Genomic DNA, 17,298 nt, shown 5'->3' with positions numbered 1-17,298 from the left:
CCGAAACACTGCGTGAACACATGTCGTATAAACTCCGCAAACGAGGCAGAGAGTTGGCGCGCGGCCATTGCCCCTCGGCCCCCCTCTGGCCCCAGAATGCGAGTCCGCACCTGCCCCCGTTCCACCGGTCTCCCAAGTGAGAGGCGACCCACCATGCCGCTGCATGTCCCTCCGGCTCCCGCGCCCGCCCTGCGCAGCGTCCTCGCGGCACTCGGTTCCCCCACCGCCGTCCATGAGGCGCACACCCCGGCCCTGCGTGCGATCCAGGGGCCGCTGACCGCCGAACTCCCCCTTCCGGTCCACGTCCTCGACCGGCTGGGCATGTCCAACCTCGCGGCCGGTGGCAGGCCGCCCCGCACACGGCTCACCGGCTGGCGGTTCCTGATCCGCAGCGGGGACCGCTACGTCGCGGCGGCCGACACCCGGCTGACCGCCGACGGCTGGGTCTTCTCCCACTTCTTCGAGGGACCCTACGTCACCGCCACCGAACGCGCCCTGCGTCAGGCCGAATCCCTCACCACCGGCTACCAGCCGCGCCTGCTGTCGGTCCCGGAGCTCTACATGCTGACCCTGTGGCTCCACGGGGCGGTGGGCGCCGATGCCGCCGCCGGGCTGCCGGCCGGCGAGGACCTGCTGGTGCCGCTCGCACCGGCACCGCCCGGCATCGCCCCGTACCGGCCGCACCCGGTCTCCGAACTGCTTCCCGTACTGACCCGCCGGCTGACCCCGGCGCCGGCACCTACCCCTCCCACACTGGCCGCACCCGCCGCCTGACCCGAATCACCCATTCGGCCTAGTCCACCCGGGTCACTTGTGAACCATCCGAAATGACAGGGGAGTTGGCCTGAACCGCCCGCACGAGTGATGCGTCATCAATCTGTGAGGACAGCTGCCGGGAAATCCCTGCGAAGCGGCTGTCATGGGGGAACACTGATGACACGCTCCCCGCGGGTGCGGGGATGACCCAGGGGGACGGCCATGAACCACGCATCGAGCCGTAGCACACAGACCACACCGCAGCGAAAGAACGCATCCATGTGCCAGCACCAGCCAGCCTGCCCGTCAGCCGAATCCGCCGACCGGGAAGCCGCGCGCCCGGTGGCCAACCACCCGGAGCAGGGCTGGAGCCTGCTGTGCAATGGCGTCCTGCTCTTCGAGGACACCGGTGAGCTTCTGCCGGACGGCCAGATCATCGCCCCGCACCGACCGCTCGCGGCGGCGTAGGCGAGCAGACGGCCGACACGGCCGACGACGCGGCAACGACGAAGGGGCCGGTCCGGGAGAACCTCCCGGACCGGCCCCTTGTTCACGTCAGGCGCCGCTCATGTCGGGCGCCGCTCATGTCGGGCGCCGTTCATGTCGGGCGCCGTTCGTCTCAGGCGTCGTACTCGTCCAGCGGCGGGCAGGAGCACACCAGGTTCCGGTCGCCGAACGCACCGTCGATGCGGCGCACCGGCGGCCAGTACTTCTCGGCGGCGGTGACCCCGCCCGGGAAGACGGCCTCGTCCCGGGTGTAGGCGTGGTTCCACTCGCCGCCCAGCGCCGCCGCGGTGTGCGGGGCGCCCACGAGCGGGTTGTCGTCCGCCGGCCACTCGCCGCCCGCGACCCGCTCGATCTCGCCGCGGATGGCGATCATCGCGTCGCAGAAGCGGTCGATCTCGGCGAGGTCCTCGGACTCCGTCGGCTCGATCATCAGCGTGCCGGCGACCGGGAAGGACATGGTCGGCGCGTGGAAGCCGTAGTCGATCAGACGCTTGGCGATGTCGTCCACGCTCACGCCCGTGGACTTCGACAGCGGGCGCAGGTCGATGATGCACTCGTGCGCGACCAGGTTGCCCGGGCCGGTGTAGAGCACCGGGTAGTGCGGCTCGAGGCGCTTGGCGATGTAGTTGGCACCGAGCACCGCCACCTGGGTGGCGCGCTTGAGGCCCTCGCCGCCCATGAGGCGCACGTACGACCACGAGATCGGCAGGATGCCCGCCGAGCCCCACGGAGCGGCCGAGATCGGACCGACGCCGGTCTCCGGGCCCGCGGTCGGCTGGAGCGGGTGGTTCGGCAGGTACGGGGCCAGGTGCGCCCGGACACCGACCGGGCCGACGCCCGGGCCGCCACCGCCGTGCGGGATGCAGAAGGTCTTGTGCAGGTTCAGGTGCGAGACGTCGCCGCCGAAGTGACCGGGCTTGGCGAGGCCGACCAGGGCGTTCAGGTTGGCGCCGTCGACGTAGACCTGGCCGCCGGCCTCGTGCACCTGGGCGCAGATGTCGGCGACGTGCTCCTCGAACACACCGTGCGTGGAGGGGTAGGTGATCATCAGCACGGCGAGCTCGTCGCGGTGCTGCTCGATCTTGGCGCGCAGGTCGGCCGCGTCCACCTCGCCGTCGTCGGCGGTCTTGACGACGACGACCTTCATACCGGCCATCACGGCGCTGGCGGCGTTGGTGCCGTGCGCGGAGGACGGGATCAGGCAGATGGTGCGCTGCTCGTCGCCGTTGGCGCGGTGGTAGGCGCGCACGGCCAGCAGGCCGGCGAGCTCACCCTGCGAGCCGGCGTTCGGCTGGATGGAGACCTTGTCGTAGCCGGTCACCTCGCAGAGACGTTCCTCCAGCTCGGTGATGAGCGTGAGGTAGCCCTCGGCCTGCTCCACCGGGGCGAAGGGGTGCAGCTGGCCGAATTCGGGCCAGGTCACCGGCTCCATCTCGGTGGTCGCGTTGAGCTTCATGGTGCAGGAGCCCAGCGGGATCATGCCGCGGTCCAGCGCGTAGTCCTTGTCCGAGAGCTTGCGCAGGTAGCGCAGCATCGCGGTCTCGGAGCGGTGCTGGTGGAAGACCGGGTGCGTCAGGTACGCGTCCGAGCGCAGCAGGCCCTCGGGCAGCGTGTCGGCCGTGGTCCCGTCGAGCGCCTCGATGTCCGCGGTGACGCCGAAGGCGGCCCAGACGGCCTCGATGTCGGCGCGCAGGGTGGTCTCGTCGCAGGCGACGGAGACGAGGTCGGCGTCCACCTGGAACAGGTTGACCCCGCCCTCGCGGGCGGCGGCGACGACCTCGGCGGCACGGCCCGGGACGCGGGCGGTGATCGTGTCGAAGTAGGAGCCGTGCACGATCTCGACGCCGCCGGCCGTCAGGCCGGCGGCGAGCAGGGCGGCGTAGCGGTGGGTGCGGTTCGCGATCGTCCGCAGGCCGTCCGGGCCGTGGTAGACGGCGTACATGCCGGCCATGACGGCGAGCAGCACCTGCGCGGTACAGATGTTGCTGGTGGCCTTCTCACGGCGGATGTGCTGCTCGCGGGTCTGCAGCGCCAGGCGGTAGGCCTTGTTGCCGTCCGCGTCCACGGACACGCCGACGAGGCGGCCGGGCAGCGAGCGGGCGTGCTTGTCCTGGACGGCCATGTAGCCGGCGTGCGGTCCGCCGAAGCCCATCGGGACACCGAAGCGCTGGGTGGTGCCGACGGCGATGTCCGCGCCCAGGGCGCCCGGGGAGGTCAGCAGGGTCAGCGCGAGCAGGTCGGCGGAGACGGCGACGATCGCGCCGAGGCCGTGCGCCTGGTCGATGACCGGCTTGATGTCCCGTACGGCACCGGAGGCGCCCGGGTACTGGATCAGCACGCCGTAGACGCCGCGCTCGGCGATCTCGGCCGGGATGCCCTCGGACAGGTCCGCGACGACGACCTCGATGCCGATCGGCTCGGCGCGGGTCTCGATCACGGCGATGGTCTGCGGCAGGGCGTCGGCGTCGACCAGGAAGACGTTGCCCTTGGCCTTGCCCACGCGGCGGGCCAGCGTCATGGCCTCGGCGGCCGCGGTGCCCTCGTCGAGCAGCGAGGCGCCCGAGGTCGGCAGCCCGGTCAGGTCGGCGACGACCGTCTGGAAGTTGAGGAGTGCCTCGAGGCGGCCCTGCGAGATCTCGGGCTGGTACGGCGTGTAGGCCGTGTACCAGGCCGGGTTCTCCATGACGTTGCGGAGGATCACCGGCGGCGTGAAGGTCCCGTAGTAGCCGAGGCCGATCATCGGGGAGAGGACCTGGTTGCGGTCGGCGAGCGAGCGCAGCTCGGCCAGTACCTCGGCCTCGGTACGCGCCTCGGGCAGGTCGAGGCCCTCGGCGGTCTTGATCACATCCGGTACCGCGGCAGCGGTCAGTTCGTCCAGGGAGCCGTAGCCCACCTGGGCGAGCATCTTCGCCTGCGCCTCGGCATCCGGGCCGATGTGGCGCTGTTCGAAGGGGATGCCTCGCTCCAGCTGGGAGAGCGGAATGCGGTTGGCGGTCATGTACGGAGGCCTCCTGGTCGTATGACCTGCGAGGGGCACCACGGCGCGGGCACCCGGACGGCCTCCCCCTCTGTCATCTGCACCTGAGAGTTTCACCGGAGCCACGGGGGTCTCCCGTGATGTCCGGCTTTCACCGTCGGTGAGGAGTGGGACCGGCGCTGCGCACCCGGTACCGCTCCTGCTTTCCAGAGTGGCCTCGTCCGTGCGGTACGTATGCCTGAGAGATTCCGGGGAGGATTTGCTCCTTCGGCGCCTCCGTCTCGTTCACTTCGGAGGACTCTCCCGCACAGGGTCGACAGCCACTCACCAGCGTACCAGCGAGGTTCTGACCCCTCCCCCGAGTGGCCTCCGCTGCGGAAATGCACTTCTGTAGTCATTACGGAGCAGTTGCGACCTTTTGGAGGGACCGTGCAGACCGACATCGATCCGCGCAGCCTGATCGGCCGCAAGGCGTTCGACCGCAATGGCACCAAGATCGGCACCATCGACGAGGTCTACCTCGACGATGCCACAGGTGTGCCGGAATGGGCCGCGGTCCGGACCGGGCTCTTCAGCCGGGACGCCTTCGTCCCGCTGGAGCCGAGCGAGCTGGTGGGCGACACCCTCCGGGTGCCCTTCGAACGCGCTCTCATCAGGGACGCCCCCGACTTCGGCGTCGGGCGCCACCTCTCCCCCGAACAGGAGCTGCAGCTCTACCACCACTACGGCCTGGACACGACCCTGCCGTCCGACTTCCACCGCGACTTCGGCCACCTGGCGGGCGACGAGAGCTAAGGCCGTCCCTTCCGGATCCTGCCGGGCCCGCGACGCCCGGTACCGCACCCGGCCGCGTTGTCGGGGCGCCCGGGTACGTCCAGTACACGGACGCCCTTCCGCCTTGCCGTGTACGGCACCGGTACACCGCGGGCTCGTCCGACAAGATCCGGAAGGGACGGCCTAGCCTTCGTCCCCCACCAGCGGCAGCGGATCGGACGGCTCCAGTTCGGGGTCGTCCACCCGGAAGGTCCGCACCCGGCCGGGCTCCGATCCGGGCTGCTCGAACCGTACGGTCACCCGCCCGACGCCGCTGCCCTGCACCCATCCGGGCCCGTACACGGCATGCCGTACGTCGCTCCCGGCCGACCAGCGCCGCTCGGGGGACGGCTCCGGCTCCCCGGGCGTCTCAGCGGCCTCACGGGCCCCGGCGGCGGCCTCGGCCTCCGCCCCGGCGGCGCCGGCCTCCGCGGCGTCCCCTCCGGACCCGTCCGCCCCCTGCACCCCCTGCGTTCCCTCCGCCCCCTGCACCCGCTCCGCCCCGTCCGGCTCAGCGGCGAGCGACTGCGCGAACAGGTCCTCCTGCGTGTAGTCCGCCAACCCGGTCACCCCCACCCCCAGCAGGCGCACCCCGCCCGTGGTGTCCACGCCCTCCAGCAGCCGCGCCGCGGCCTCCCTCACCACCGCCGGGTCGTCCGTGGGCCCCCGCAGCGTCTCGGACCGCGTCAGCGTGGAGAAGTCGTACCGCCGCACCTTGAGCACGATCGTGCGCCCCGAGTGCCCCGAGCCCCGCAGCCGCTGCACGCACCGGTCGGCGAGCCGCTGCACCTCGCCGCGGATCCGCACCCGATCGTGCAGGTCCACGTCGAAGGTGTCCTCGACCGACACCGACTTCGCGTCCCGCTCCGCGACCACCGGCCGGTCGTCGAGCCCCAGCGCCATCCGGTACAGCCCGGCGCCGGCGGAGCGGCCGACCATCCGGACCAGCTCGTCCTCCCCGGCCTCCGCCAGCTTCCCCACGGTGGTGATCCCGGCCCGTCGCAGGTGCTCGCCCGTGGCCGGCCCCACGCCCGGGAGGGTCCGTACCGACATCGGCGCGAGCAGCTCGCGCTCCGTCCCCGGCTCGATCAGCAGCAGTCCGGCCGGCTTGGCCTCCTCGGAAGCCACCTTGGCCAGCATCTTCGACCCCGCCAGCCCCACCGACCCGCTGAGCCCCGTGGCGGCCCGGATGTCGGCCCGCAGCCGCTCCCCGGTCTCCCGGGCGGTCCGCGAGTCGAAGGCGACCCCTCCCGCCTCCAGGTCCACGAAGGCCTCGTCCAGGCTCAGCGGCTCGACCAGCGGCGACAGCTCCCGCAGCATGGCCATCACCACGTCGCTGACCTGCCGGTAGAGGCTGAAGCGGGGGATCAGGTACGCGCCGTTGGGACACAGCCGCCTCGCCTGCCCCATCGGCATCGCCGAGTGCACGCCGAACCGCCTGGCCTCGTACGAGGCGGTGGCGACGACCCCGCGCGGTCCGAGGCCGCCGACGATGACGGCCTTCCCCCGAAGGCTCGGCTTCGACGCCTGCTCGACGGAGGCGTAGAAGGCATCCATGTCCAGATGCAGGATGGTCGGCGCGGCTCTCACAGCCCGATGCTGCCCTACGCCACTGACAACGCTCGGGCCGGTGCCGTACGGCCCGGTCTCAGACGGCCCGGTTGCGGCGCGCGGCCAGCTCGTCCGTCGGGTTGTGCCGCACCACGGTCTCGCCGGTGTCCACGCGCTCCCCGTGCAGCTGCGACAGGGCGCTCTCGACGTCGCGCCAGACCACGCCCACGGCGATGCCGAAGACTCCCTGCCCGCCCTGGAGCAGACTGACGACCTGGTCCGGCGAGGTGCACTCGTAGACGGTGGCGCCGTCGCTCATCAGCGTCATCCGTTCGAGGTCCGCGATAGCGCGGTCCTGGAGGTGCTGCACCGCCGTGCGGATGTTCTGCAGCGCCACGCCCGTGTCCAGGAAACGCTTGACGATCTTGAGGACCACGACGTCGCGGAAGCTGTAGAGCCGCTGGGTGCCCGAGCCGTAGTTGGCCCGCACGCTGGGCTCCACCAGCCCGGTGCGCGCCCAGTAGTCGAGCTGCCGGTACGTGATGCCGGCCGCGGCACACGCCGTCGGCCCGCGGTATCCGACCTGCTCGGGCTCCGGGTCATCGCTCACCGGTCCGACCGGCGTCGACTCCGGCTGACGGCGCGCGGTGCCGACCGCACCACCGTGCAGCGGGTACGCCCCGGCCTCACTCCGTGCGGGGGTGCCCCCGGTCGTACCGTCGCCCGTGATCCTCACGCCGACCCTCCGTCCTTGACCTGCCCACCTTGAAGGTAGGCAGTCACCAGGGGTGCGTCAACGATCGCCACACTCGGCACGCCGAGTGATAATCACCCTGAGAGTGGTTTCCCGTATCCCTTTGCGGGGAAAGGCTAGTCGAATGGGCTCAGGTTCCCCGAGGGCGACGCGGCCGACACCTCACTGCGGGCCGGTACCGAAGTCCTCCGGCGAGATCTGGTCGAGGAACTCGCGGAACTTCTCCACCTCGTCCTCCTGCTCGTCCGGAATGGCGATTCCGGCGTCGTCCAGCACGCCGTCACTGCCGTAGATCGGCGTCCCCGTCCGCAGGGCGAGGGCTATGGCGTCGGAAGGCCGCGCACTCACCTCGACCCCGCTGGCGAAGACGAGCTCCGCGTAGAAGACGCCCTCCCGCAGATCCGTGATCCGGACCTCGGTGAGCTCCTCGCCGATCGCCTCCAGCACGTCCTTGAACAGGTCGTGCGTCAGCGGTCGGGCAGGGGCCATCCCCTGCTGCGCGAAGGCAATGGCGGTCGCCTCCCCTGGACCGATCCAGATGGGGAGGTACCGATCGCCTCCCACTTCACGCAGGAGCACGATCGGTTGGTTGGAGGGCATTTCCACCCGGACACCCACAACGTCGAGCTCGTTCACACAGCAACCCTAGGACCTGCTCGGCAGGTTTGGGTAGTCGGGCCCCCCACCTCAGGGCAGCCGGACCCCCAGAGCGGTCCGTACGAGTGCCTCGTGGAGCCGTGCGGACAGCCCTGCCAGCTCCTTCAAGGTGGCCTCCGCATGCGCCCTGGTCTGGGGGTTGCGGTGCCTGCGCAGCGGTGCCACGACCTGCTCCACCAGCCCCGCCTCGCGGTCCGCCGCGGCCTTCATGGCGCGCAGGTGCCGCGGCTCCAGCCCGAACCGCCCCAGATCGGCCACGAGCCGGGCCACGGTGACGGCCTCGGCGTCGAATCCGCCGTCCGGGCCCTCGGCGATCAGCCCGTACGACTCCCACTCGACCAGCTGCACCTCGTCCACCCCGGCGGCCGCGATCAGCTCGGCCCGGCCCACCCGGGCCACGGTGGGCCGCTCCCGCCCCACTTCGCCGTAGAGGGCCGCAGGACCGGCGGGACCGGCGGCATCCCCGTGCGGGGTGGGCCCGGGGATGCGGATCTGCTCACCGCGTGCGAGCGCGTCGAGCTGCTCGCGGATGACCTTCAGCGGCAGGTAGTGATCACGCTGGAGACGCAGGATGCGGGCGAGGCGCTCCACGTCGTCGGTGCTGAACTTGCGGTACCCCGAAGGTGTGCGCCGCGGCTCGACGAGCCCCTCCGCCTCCAGGAAACGGATCTTCGAGATGGTGACTTCGGGGAACTCGTCACGCAGCGTGGTGAGCACCGTGCCGATGCTCACCAGCCGCCCTGCCTGGCCGGCGGTACCGGCGGCGCCGTTTCCCGGAGCGCCGCCGGTCGGGGTACGCAGCATGGAACCTTCCCTCTGGGGGTACCCCCGGACGGAGTCCGGAGGAGGGTCAGATGCCCCGCAGGCTCGCGTAGAAGACCAACCGGTACTTGCCGATCTGCACCTCGTCGCCGTTGTGCAGGGCGACGGAGTCGATCGGTTCACGGTTCACGTACGTGCCGTTGAGGCTGCCGACATCACCGACGGTGAAACCGCCGTCCGGGTTCCTGCGGAATTCGACGTGCCGCCGGGAGACGGTGACGTCGTCCAGGAAGATGTCGCTCTGCGGGTGGCGGCCGGCCGTGGTCAGCTCGCCGTCCAGCAGGAAGCGGCTCCCGGAGTTGGGACCGCGCCGCACGATGAGCAGAGCGGAACCGGGGGGCAGCGCTTCCACCGCGGCCTGGGCCTCGGGGGACAGCGACGACGACACGTGCGGTTGTCCCGACACCTCGGCCTCGTAGGCCTCGAGGCCCGAGATCGAGATGGTGGACGTGGTCTCCGAGGCGCGCTCCGGCGTCAGACCCGCCCGCAGCGGCGCACCGCAGTTGGAGCAGAACCGACTGGCCGCATCGCTGCGGTGTCCGCACCTGCTGCAAATCTGCTCGGCCGACATGGACGGCTCCTCGTGCCGCGGCTGCCCCGCGGATGCATTGGTGGCATACGGGTCGGGGGCAAACCCTCCACCCGCACTTGAGGTTGATGGTTCACCGAAACCTATGCGTCCGGTACCAGCAGGGTCAACAGCCGACGCGCCGGGGGCGCCCGGAACTTCGCCCGGACCGGCGACCTCGTCGCGAAAGAGCGGCCGGTCCCCCTGTGCCTCCGCGTCCCCGTGGCCGGCGCGGTGCCGTGCCGCGCCGCCTTCCTCGCGGTTCTTCTTGCCGAACAACTTCTCAAACAACTTCACGGGCGATTCCCCTTGACCGAAACAGACCCGCCCGTGGGGCAGGACGAACTCCGAATGCAGACACCTGCCGACCCGGACATTCTCACAACGTCCGTAACCACCAGACAGTTTCCACCACGCACCGCGACTTCGGTGCGTCGACCCCCCGCAGGCATCAACTCGCGTGGGGCGCTCCACTCTCCACTCCGCTTCATCACGATGACGACCGAGCGTAGTCAGGCTGCTTCGCAGCCCGCAAGGCATCCACAACGATCTTCGCCGACCGTGTGACGGCGACGGTGGCCTGCTCCTTCTCCAGTGTCTGGACGACACCGCCGGGAATGTTCAGCGCGGGCTCCAGATCCTGCGGCTTGCCGATCACCCTGAACTCATAGGGCTGTGTGATCTTCTTACCGTCGATGGCGACCCCGCCGTTCTCGTCGGAGAAGTACGAGCCCGCCACGACGCGCACCCCGTTGATCTGGATCGCCTCGGCCCCGGCCGCCCGCAGCTCCTGAAGGGTGTCCAGCAGCTGGTCGGACTCCACCTGACCCGTGGGATCGGTGATCTTCAGCGTGATCCCCGGCCCCTGGGCTGCCACGGTACCGGCCAGGATGCCGAGTTGGCGCTCCTTCTCGACGGTCTGCTTGCGCGCCTCTTCGGCCTGGTTGGAGCTGCTCTCCAGCTCTCTGCGCTGGTCCTCCAGCCGCTGCTTCTCGTCCTCCAGGCGCTTGGTCCGCCCGTCGAGCTCGTCGAGGATCCGTACGAGGTCCTCCTGACGGGCCCCGCGCAGCGCGCTGGAGTCGCTGTTGGAGCGGACCTGGATCGCCAGCCCCAGGCCCAGGACGAACAGCAGCAACGCGACGATCAGTTGGGCCCGGCTCACGCGCGGCGGCCACAGCCCGGCCGCGAGCCGCTGCCGACCGGTCTCCTCGGGCGGCGCCGGCGGCCCGTCCGCCGGCGCCTCCACGCGCTCCGGCGCCTGCGGGGCCGGTGCGGGCTGCGGGGGCGCGGGAGCCTGCGGGGGCTGCGCGGCCGGTCCGGGCTGCGGGGCCGGTGCGGGCTGCGGGGCCGGTCCGGGCTGCGGGGCCGGTCCGGGCTGCGGGGGCTGCGGGGGCCGGCCCTCGGCTCCCGGCTCCTCGGGGGTGTCGTTCGTACTCATCGGCCTCACGCCCGGAAAACGTGCCGGCGGATGGCCGCGGCGTTGGAGAAGATGCGGATGCCGAGGACGACGACCACACCCGTGGACAGCTGCGAGCCCACCCCGAGCTTGTCGCCGAGGAAGACGATCAGCGCGGCCACGACCACGTTCGACAGGAACGACACCACGAAGACCTTGTCCACGAAGATGCCGTCCAGCATCGCGCGGAGACCGCCGAACACCGCGTCCAGCGCCGCCACCACGGCGATCGGCAGATAAGGCTCCACCACGGCCGGTACCTCGGGCCTGACCAGAAGTCCGACCACCACTCCGGCCAAGAGGCCCAGTACCGCGATCACGATGCACCCTTCTGCTGCTCTGCTGGTGTGGCTGTGCGTACGGTCAGACTCGACGCGGCCGGCAACCGCAGGTTGTCCGCCGGGGACAGGCTGTAACGGATCCCGTAGCTCTCCTGCAACACGTGCAGGTACTGTCCGTCCGCCGAGTCCTGGAAGGCCGTACCGAGCCGTTTCTTGTCCCCCACCGCCAGCACCTCGTACGGCGGGACCAGCGGCCTGTTGTCGACCAGTATCGCGTCACCCGCGGCTCTGATCGCCGACAGTTCCGTCAGCCGCTGTCCGTTGATGGAGATCGCTTCCGCCCCGGACTGCCACAGGCCGTTGACGATCTTCTGCATGTCACGGTCGCGCAGGCGTCCGGTGTCCGAGAAGCCGGCGCTCTCCCGCGGCTTTCCGCCGCCGCCCGAGGACGCGCCCTTCGCGTCGTCCACCACCAGCTTGACCCCGGGGCCCTGGACCTCGGTGGCACCCGCCAGGAGTGCCACGAGCTCGCCCTGGCCACCGCCGGGCTGTTTCAGCGCCGCGCGCTGGCGGGCCGCGACATCGGTCCTGAGCCGGTCGATGTCGCGTTCCAGGCCGTGCGTCCGGTCATCGGCCCGCTCCACCCGGTCGATCAGTTCCTGACGCTCCTTGGCCAGCACCGGCGCGGCTATCCGCGCCTCGGCGGCGCCGAGCGTGACGACCATGGCGGTGACGACGAGCCCGGCCGCGAGTCCCAGTTTGGCCTTGAGGGTGCGCGGCAGACCCGCCGTGCCCTCGGCCTCGCGCCGGGCCGCGGCTTCCGCGTAGCCCTCGTCGAGGCTGTGGTCCATCACGTGCGTCAGCAGCGACATGGAAGCGTCCGGGCGCGCTGGCACAGGAGACGCCGAAGTCCGGTTGTGGGGCGGCTGCGACATGCCGCACATCGTCGCATGTCGGCACCGCACACACCCAATGCGTCCATCCGGTGGGCCGGGCCCGCACTCCCGGCACCGGCCCACCGGACTTCCGCCCTACGTCACCACGCGCCCGGCATCAGTGCCCGGCGCTGTCCACCACGGCCGCCCATTCGTCGAGCAGGGCCTGCGCGGAGGCGTCGTCGGGGCCCTCCGCCCACAGGTGCGTGACCGCTTCCGCCGGGTCCGGCAGGACCAGCGCCCACCGTCCGTCGGTCTCGACCACCCGCACCCCGTCGGTGGTGTCCACCTGCCGGTCGCCGGCGACCTCCACGACCCGCCGCATGACGAGCCCCTTCACCGCCCACGGCGTCGGAACGTCCCGCCGCAGGACATGGGCCCGCGGAATCCGGGCGTCGATCTGGCTCAGCGTGAGCTGCGTGCGCGCCACCAGCCCGAGCAGCTGCACGAAGGCGGCCGACCCGTCGAAGACGCTGCTGAACTCCGGAACGATGAAACCGCCCCGGCCGTCGCCGCCGAAGATGGTGTTCTCCGCACGCCCCACCCGGGTCAGGTCGTCGGGCGAGGTCGTCGTCCACTCCACCTGCGTACCGTGGTAGGCGGCGACCTGTTCGGCCACCCTCGTCGTGGTCACCGGAAGGGCGACCTTGCCGCTGCGCTTCTCCGCGGCCACCAGGTCGAGCATCACGAGCAGCGCCCGGTCGTCCTCGATGATGCGCCCGCGCTCGTCCACGAGGGAGATGCGCTCGCCCACCGGGTCGAACCGCACTCCGAAGGCCGCCCGCGCCGAGGCCACGATCTCGCCCAGCCGCACCAGCCCGGCCCGCCGGGACTCCCTGGTCTCCGTCGGCCGGGATTCGTCGAGCCCGGGGTTGATCGTCAGCGCGTCCACGCCGAGCCGGCCGAGCAGGCTGGGCAGGACGAGTCCGGCGCTTCCGTTGGAGGCGTCCACGACCACCTTGAGCCCGGCATCGGCGATGCCGGTGGTGTCCACCCGGCGCAGCAGCGAGCCGGTGTAGGCGTCGAAGACGCTGCCCGGGAACTGCAGGTCTCCGATCTCACCGGGGAAGGCCCGCCGGTACTCCTGGCGCGCGTACACCCGGTCCAGCTTGCGCTGCCCCTGGAGCGAGAGGTCCGCGCCCCGCTCGTCGAGGAACATGATGTCCACGGAGTCCGGTACTCCCGGTGAGGTCCGCAGGACGATCCCGCCGGCGCTGCCGCGCGCGGTCTGCTGCCGCGCCACCGGCAGCGGTACGTTCTCCAGGTCCCGTACGTTGATGGCGCTGGCCTGGAGCGCGGAGATCACGGCTCGCTTGAGCGCTCTCGCACCACGGGAGTGGTCACGGGCGGTGGTGACGATCGCCCCCTTCTTCAGGGTCGTGGCGTACGCGCCGGCGAGCCGGACCACGACCTCGGGGGTGATCTCCACGTTCAGGATCCCGGAGACTCCCCGCGCACCGAACAGATGTGCCTGTCCGCGGGACTCCCAGATCACCGATTCGTTGACGAAGGCGCCGGCCTCGATCGTCTTGAAGGGGTAGACGCGCACGTTCCCCTGAACGATCGATTCCTCACCGACGAGGCACTCGTCGCCGATGACGGCACCGTCCTCGATCCGCGCGGCCCGCATGATGTCGGTGTTCTTGCCGATGACGCAGCCGCGGAGATTGCTGTGGGGCCCGATGTACACGTTGTCGTGGACGACGGCCCGGTGCAGGAAGGCCCCGCCCTTGACGACGACGTTCGACCCGATGACGGTGTGCTCGCGGATCTCGGCTCCGGCCTCGACCTTGGCGTAGTCGCCGATGTACAGCGGGCCGCGCAGCACCGCGTCGGGGCTCACCTCGGCCCCTTCGGCGATCCACACGCCGGGTGAGATCTCGAAGCCGTCCATCTCGACCTGGACCTTGCCCTCGAGGACGTCGGCCTGTGCCTTGACGTAGCTCTCGTGCGTGCCGACGTCCTCCCAGTAGCCCTCGGCCACGTAGCCGTAGATGGGCCGGCCTTCCTTCATCAGCTGGGGGAAGACGTCGCCGGACCAGTCGACGGAGACGTCCGGATCGACGTAGTCGAAGACCTCGGGCTCCATGACGTAGATGCCGGTGTTGACGGTGTCCGAGAACACCTGTCCCCACGTCGGCTTCTCCAGGAAGCGCTCGACTTTGCCTTCCTCGTCCACGATCGTGATGCCGAATTCCAGCGGATTCGGCACCCGGGTCAGGCACACCGTGACGAGGGCGCCCTTCTCCTTGTGGAAGCGGATCAGATCGGTGAGGTCGAAGTCGGTGAGCGCATCGCCGGAAATGACGACGAAGGCGTCGTCCTTCAGGGCTTCCTCGGCATTCTTGACGCTGCCGGCGGTGCCGAGTGGCTTCTCCTCGTGGGCATAGGTGAGCTCCATTCCGAGCTCTTCGCCATCCCCGAAATAGTTCTTGACGAGTGACGCCAGGAACTGCACGGTGACCACGGTCTCACTGAGCCCATGCCGCTTGAGCAGCCTGAGCACATGCTCCATGATCGGCCGGTTGGCCACCGGCAGGAGCGGCTTGGGCATGCTCGAGGTCATGGGGCGAAGACGCGTGCCCTCGCCACCGGCCATCACGACGGCCTTCATGTCGGAAGAGTCCTCCTTGGGAGACGACAGTCGTACCGACCTTGGCCCGTCTCGTTCGGTGACTCCGCGACTCCTCCGCGTCATCCGGTGCCGGGCGGGCTCAATCGGCCGTGGTGTCTGCCTTCACAAGACGGCGGACTTGAACCACGTAAAGGATTCCTGCCCACCAATAGAGGGTTGTACCCCATACAGCGAACGCCCATCCGAAAACTGCCGCCAACCAGGCCAACCAGCCGCTTCCGTCGCTGAGCAGCAGCAAGGGAAACGCGTACATGAGGTTGAAGGTGGCGGCCTTGCCGAGGAAGTTGACCTGCGGGGGCGGATATCCGTGGCGGCGCAGGATCCACACCATCACCAGCAACATCAGCTCGCGCGCGATGAGGGCGCCGGTGAGCCACAGCGGCAGGATCTCGCGATAAGTCAGACCGAAGAGCGTCGACAGGATGTAGAGGCGGTCCGCGGCAGGGTCCAGCAGCCGGCCGAGCTTGCTGATCTGATTCCAGCGCCGCGCCAGCTTCCCGTCGAGGTAGTCGCTGATCCCGCTGAGCATGAGGACGGCAAGGGCCCAGCCGTCGTACTCGGCCAGGATCAGCCACAAGAACAGGGGCACGCCGGCCAGGCGAGCCATGCTCAGGATGTTCGGAATGGTGAAAATTCGGTCAGTCTGAACCCGAGTCTCCTGGACCTCCACCCGGGGGCCTCCACTGTGACTGTAGAAATGGTCGTTCGATGCCCTCTGACCCTACAGGAGACCGCGCAGGTGCCCCGAACGCAGAAAAGCCCCGCACCGAACCCTGAAAGGGCTGGTGCGGGGCTTTCCCACAATGATTGTTCGGCGGCGTCCTACTCTCCCACAGGGTCCCCCCTGCAGTACCATCGGCGCTGAAAGGCTTAGCTTCCGGGTTCGGAATGTAACCGGGCGTTTCCCTAACGCTATGACCACCGAAACACTATGAAATTTGAACGCTGGCATTGACACAGCTGTTCGTTATTTCAGAACTAACACAGTGGACGCGAGCAACTGAGGACAAGCCCTCGGCCTATTAGTACCAGTCAGCTTCACCCGTTACCGGGCTTCCACATCTGGCCTATCAACCCAGTCGTCTACTGGGAGCCTTACCCTCTCAAGGAGGTGGGAATACTCATCTTGAAGCAGGCTTCCCGCTTAGATGCTTTCAGCGGTTATCCCTCCCGAACGTAGCCAACCAGCCGTGCCCTTGGCAGGACAACTGGCACACCAGAGGTTCGTCCGTCCCGGTCCTCTCGTACTAGGGACAGCCCTTCTCAATATTCCTACGCGCACAGCGGATAGGGACCGAACTGTCTCACGACGTTCTAAACCCAGCTCGCGTACCGCTTTAATGGGCGAACAGCCCAACCCTTGGGACCGACTCCAGCCCCAGGATGCGACGAGCCGACATCGAGGTGCCAAACCATCCCGTCGATATGGACTCTTGGGGAAGATCAGCCTGTTATCCCCGGGGTACCTTTTATCCGTTGAGCGACGGCGCTTCCACAAGCCACCGCCGGATCACTAGTCCCGACTTTCGTCCCTGCTCGACCCGTCGGTCTCACAGTCAAGCTCCCTTGTGCACTTACACTCAACACCTGATTGCCAACCAGGCTGAGGGAACCTTTGGGCGCCTCCGTTACCCTTTGGGAGGCAACCGCCCCAGTTAAACTACCCATCAGACACTGTCCCTGATCCGGATCACGGACCGAGGTTAGACATCCAGCACGACCAGAGTGGTATTTCAACGGCGACTCCACAACCACTGGCGTGGCTGCTTCAAAGTCTCCCACCTATCCTACACAAGCCGAACCGAACACCAATATCAAACTGTAGTAAAGGTCCCGGGGTCTTTCCGTCCTGCTGCGCGAAACGAGCATCTTTACTCGTAGTGCAATTTCACCGGGCCTATGGTTGAGACAGTCGAGAAGTCGTTACGCCATTCGTGCAGGTCGGAACTTACCCGACAAGGAATTTCGCTACCTTAGGATGGTTATAGTTACCACCGCCGTTTACTGGCGCTTAAGTTCTCAGCTTCGCAACCCCGAAAGGTCACTAACCGGTCCCCTTAACGTTCCAGCACCGGGCAGGCGTCAGTCCGTATACATCGCCTTACGGCTTCGCACGGACCTGTGTTTTTAGTAAACAGTCGCTTCTCGCTGGTCTCTGCGGCCACCCCCAGCTCACGGAGTAAATCCGATCACCAGTGATGGCCCCCCTTCTCCCGAAGTTACGGGGGCATTTTGCCGAGTTCCTTAACCATAGTTCACCCGAACGCCTCGGTATTCTCTACCTGACCACCTGAGTCGGTTTAGGGTACGGGCCGCCATGAAACTCGCTAGAGGCTTTTCTCGACAGCATAGGATCATCCACTTCACCACAATCGGCTCGGCATCAGGTCTCAGCCTTAATGAGGGACGGATTTGCCTACCCCTCGGCCTACACCCTTACCCCGGGACTACCACCGCCCGGGCTGGACTACCTTCCTGCGTCACCCCATCGCTTACCTACTACAAGTCTGGTTCGTCGGCTCCACCACTTTCCTTTCCCCGAAGGGTCCGGAACGGCTTCACGGACTTAGCATCGCCTGATTCGAT

Annotated in this window: 14 protein-coding genes, 2 rRNA genes and 1 riboswitch (1 of these 17 only partly in view); of the genes, 3 read left to right on the top strand and 13 right to left on the bottom strand. The window is 68.8% G+C overall.

The genetic code is table 11. The features are described 5' to 3' along the window. Window positions 1–153 precede the first annotated feature (153 nt). A complete protein-coding gene (locus B6R96_RS29590; RefSeq protein ID WP_030388120.1) occupies window positions 154–774 on the top strand; it encodes a hypothetical protein in 621 nt (206 codons plus the stop codon). A gap of 261 nt (window positions 775–1,035) precedes the next feature. Next, entirely contained in the window at window positions 1,036–1,224 is a 189-nt protein-coding gene (locus tag B6R96_RS29585) for a DUF5999 family protein (RefSeq protein WP_030009772.1), read from the top strand. Between the two features lie 151 nt (window positions 1,225–1,375). On the opposite strand, the gene gcvP is transcribed toward B6R96_RS29585, so the two are convergent. Further along, window positions 1,376–4,261 carry an aminomethyl-transferring glycine dehydrogenase gene (gene gcvP / locus B6R96_RS29580; RefSeq protein WP_081524111.1) on the bottom strand — a complete coding sequence of 962 codons (2,886 nt, stop codon included), beginning with the start codon at window positions 4,259–4,261 and terminating at the stop codon, window positions 1,376–1,378. A gap of 195 nt (window positions 4,262–4,456) precedes the next feature. Then, window positions 4,457–4,556, bottom strand: a riboswitch (glycine riboswitch). A 113-nt stretch (window positions 4,557–4,669) separates the two neighbouring features. Here gcvP and B6R96_RS29575 point away from each other — a divergent pair. Further along, window positions 4,670–5,035, top strand: coding sequence for a PRC-barrel domain-containing protein (locus tag B6R96_RS29575; protein WP_030388118.1), 366 nt, complete (start codon window positions 4,670–4,672; stop codon window positions 5,033–5,035). A gap of 162 nt (window positions 5,036–5,197) precedes the next feature. On the opposite strand, the gene B6R96_RS29570 is transcribed toward B6R96_RS29575, so the two are convergent. The 12 genes from B6R96_RS29570 to B6R96_RS29515 form a co-directional block, all read right to left on the bottom strand. Then, window positions 5,198–6,643: a DNA polymerase IV gene (locus tag B6R96_RS29570; RefSeq protein ID WP_081524110.1), complete on the bottom strand. Its 1,446-nt coding sequence runs from the start codon at window positions 6,641–6,643 to the stop codon at window positions 5,198–5,200. Between the two features lie 58 nt (window positions 6,644–6,701). Further along, window positions 6,702–7,340 (bottom strand): MerR family transcriptional regulator, encoded by a 639-nt coding sequence (locus B6R96_RS29565; RefSeq protein ID WP_079404306.1) that lies wholly within the window; start codon window positions 7,338–7,340, stop codon window positions 6,702–6,704. Between the two features lie 180 nt (window positions 7,341–7,520). Further along, window positions 7,521–7,994, bottom strand: coding sequence for a bifunctional nuclease family protein (locus B6R96_RS29560; RefSeq protein ID WP_030009777.1), 474 nt, complete (start codon window positions 7,992–7,994; stop codon window positions 7,521–7,523). A 51-nt stretch (window positions 7,995–8,045) separates the two neighbouring features. Next, complete coding sequence (gene ftsR, locus B6R96_RS29555; protein WP_203351674.1) at window positions 8,046–8,819, bottom strand: transcriptional regulator FtsR; 774 nt, start codon at window positions 8,817–8,819, stop codon at window positions 8,046–8,048. A 46-nt stretch (window positions 8,820–8,865) separates the two neighbouring features. Then, entirely contained in the window at window positions 8,866–9,810 is a 945-nt protein-coding gene (locus B6R96_RS38290; protein WP_234431884.1) for an FHA domain-containing protein, read from the bottom strand. A gap of 85 nt (window positions 9,811–9,895) precedes the next feature. Further along, window positions 9,896–10,843, bottom strand: coding sequence for a DUF881 domain-containing protein (locus B6R96_RS29545; RefSeq protein WP_081524109.1), 948 nt, complete (start codon window positions 10,841–10,843; stop codon window positions 9,896–9,898). A gap of 5 nt (window positions 10,844–10,848) precedes the next feature. Next, complete coding sequence (locus tag B6R96_RS29540) at window positions 10,849–11,181, bottom strand: small basic family protein (RefSeq protein WP_007262894.1); 333 nt, start codon at window positions 11,179–11,181, stop codon at window positions 10,849–10,851. After that, window positions 11,178–12,086: a DUF881 domain-containing protein gene (locus B6R96_RS29535; protein ID WP_030388112.1), complete on the bottom strand. Its 909-nt coding sequence runs from the start codon at window positions 12,084–12,086 to the stop codon at window positions 11,178–11,180. Before B6R96_RS29535 ends, B6R96_RS29540 begins: the two co-directional genes overlap by 4 nt. A gap of 109 nt (window positions 12,087–12,195) precedes the next feature. Next, window positions 12,196–14,691 (bottom strand): mannose-1-phosphate guanyltransferase, encoded by a 2,496-nt coding sequence (locus B6R96_RS29530; protein ID WP_030388111.1) that lies wholly within the window; start codon window positions 14,689–14,691, stop codon window positions 12,196–12,198. 100 nt (window positions 14,692–14,791) lie between these two features. Continuing rightward, the gene (locus B6R96_RS29525) at window positions 14,792–15,382 is read right to left on the bottom strand and encodes a CDP-alcohol phosphatidyltransferase family protein (RefSeq protein WP_030388110.1); all 591 of its coding nucleotides are present in this window, start codon (window positions 15,380–15,382) and stop codon (window positions 14,792–14,794) included. Between the two features lie 139 nt (window positions 15,383–15,521). Next, window positions 15,522–15,638, bottom strand: a 5S ribosomal RNA gene (gene rrf, locus B6R96_RS29520). Window positions 15,639–15,714: 76 nt separating this feature from the next. After that, window positions 15,715–17,298 (bottom strand): 23S ribosomal RNA (locus B6R96_RS29515) (it continues 1,539 nt past the right edge of the window).

It is taken from the genome of Streptomyces sp. Sge12 (assembly GCF_002080455.1).
Classification (GTDB): Bacteria; Actinomycetota; Actinomycetes; order Streptomycetales; family Streptomycetaceae; genus Streptomyces.
Note: the sequence above shows the minus strand (reverse complement) of the source record. Positions and strands in the feature narration are given on the sequence as shown.

Excerpts from the sequence above, each read along its gene's own strand:
- B6R96_RS29590 (WP_030388120.1), top strand. The coding sequence starts at position 154 with ATGCCGCTGCATGTCCCTCCGGCTCCCGCGCCCGCCCTGCGCAGCGTC.
- B6R96_RS29585 (WP_030009772.1), top strand. The coding sequence starts at position 1,036 with ATGTGCCAGCACCAGCCAGCCTGCCCGTCAGCCGAATCCGCCGACCGG.
- gcvP (WP_081524111.1), bottom strand. The coding sequence starts at position 4,261 with ATGACCGCCAACCGCATTCCGCTCTCCCAGCTGGAGCGAGGCATCCCC.
- ftsR (WP_203351674.1), bottom strand. The coding sequence starts at position 8,819 with ATGCTGCGTACCCCGACCGGCGGCGCTCCGGGAAACGGCGCCGCCGGT.
- B6R96_RS29545 (WP_081524109.1), bottom strand. The coding sequence starts at position 10,843 with ATGAGTACGAACGACACCCCCGAGGAGCCGGGAGCCGAGGGCCGGCCC.
- B6R96_RS29535 (WP_030388112.1), bottom strand. The coding sequence starts at position 12,086 with ATGTGCGGCATGTCGCAGCCGCCCCACAACCGGACTTCGGCGTCTCCT.
- B6R96_RS29530 (WP_030388111.1), bottom strand. The coding sequence starts at position 14,691 with ATGAAGGCCGTCGTGATGGCCGGTGGCGAGGGCACGCGTCTTCGCCCC.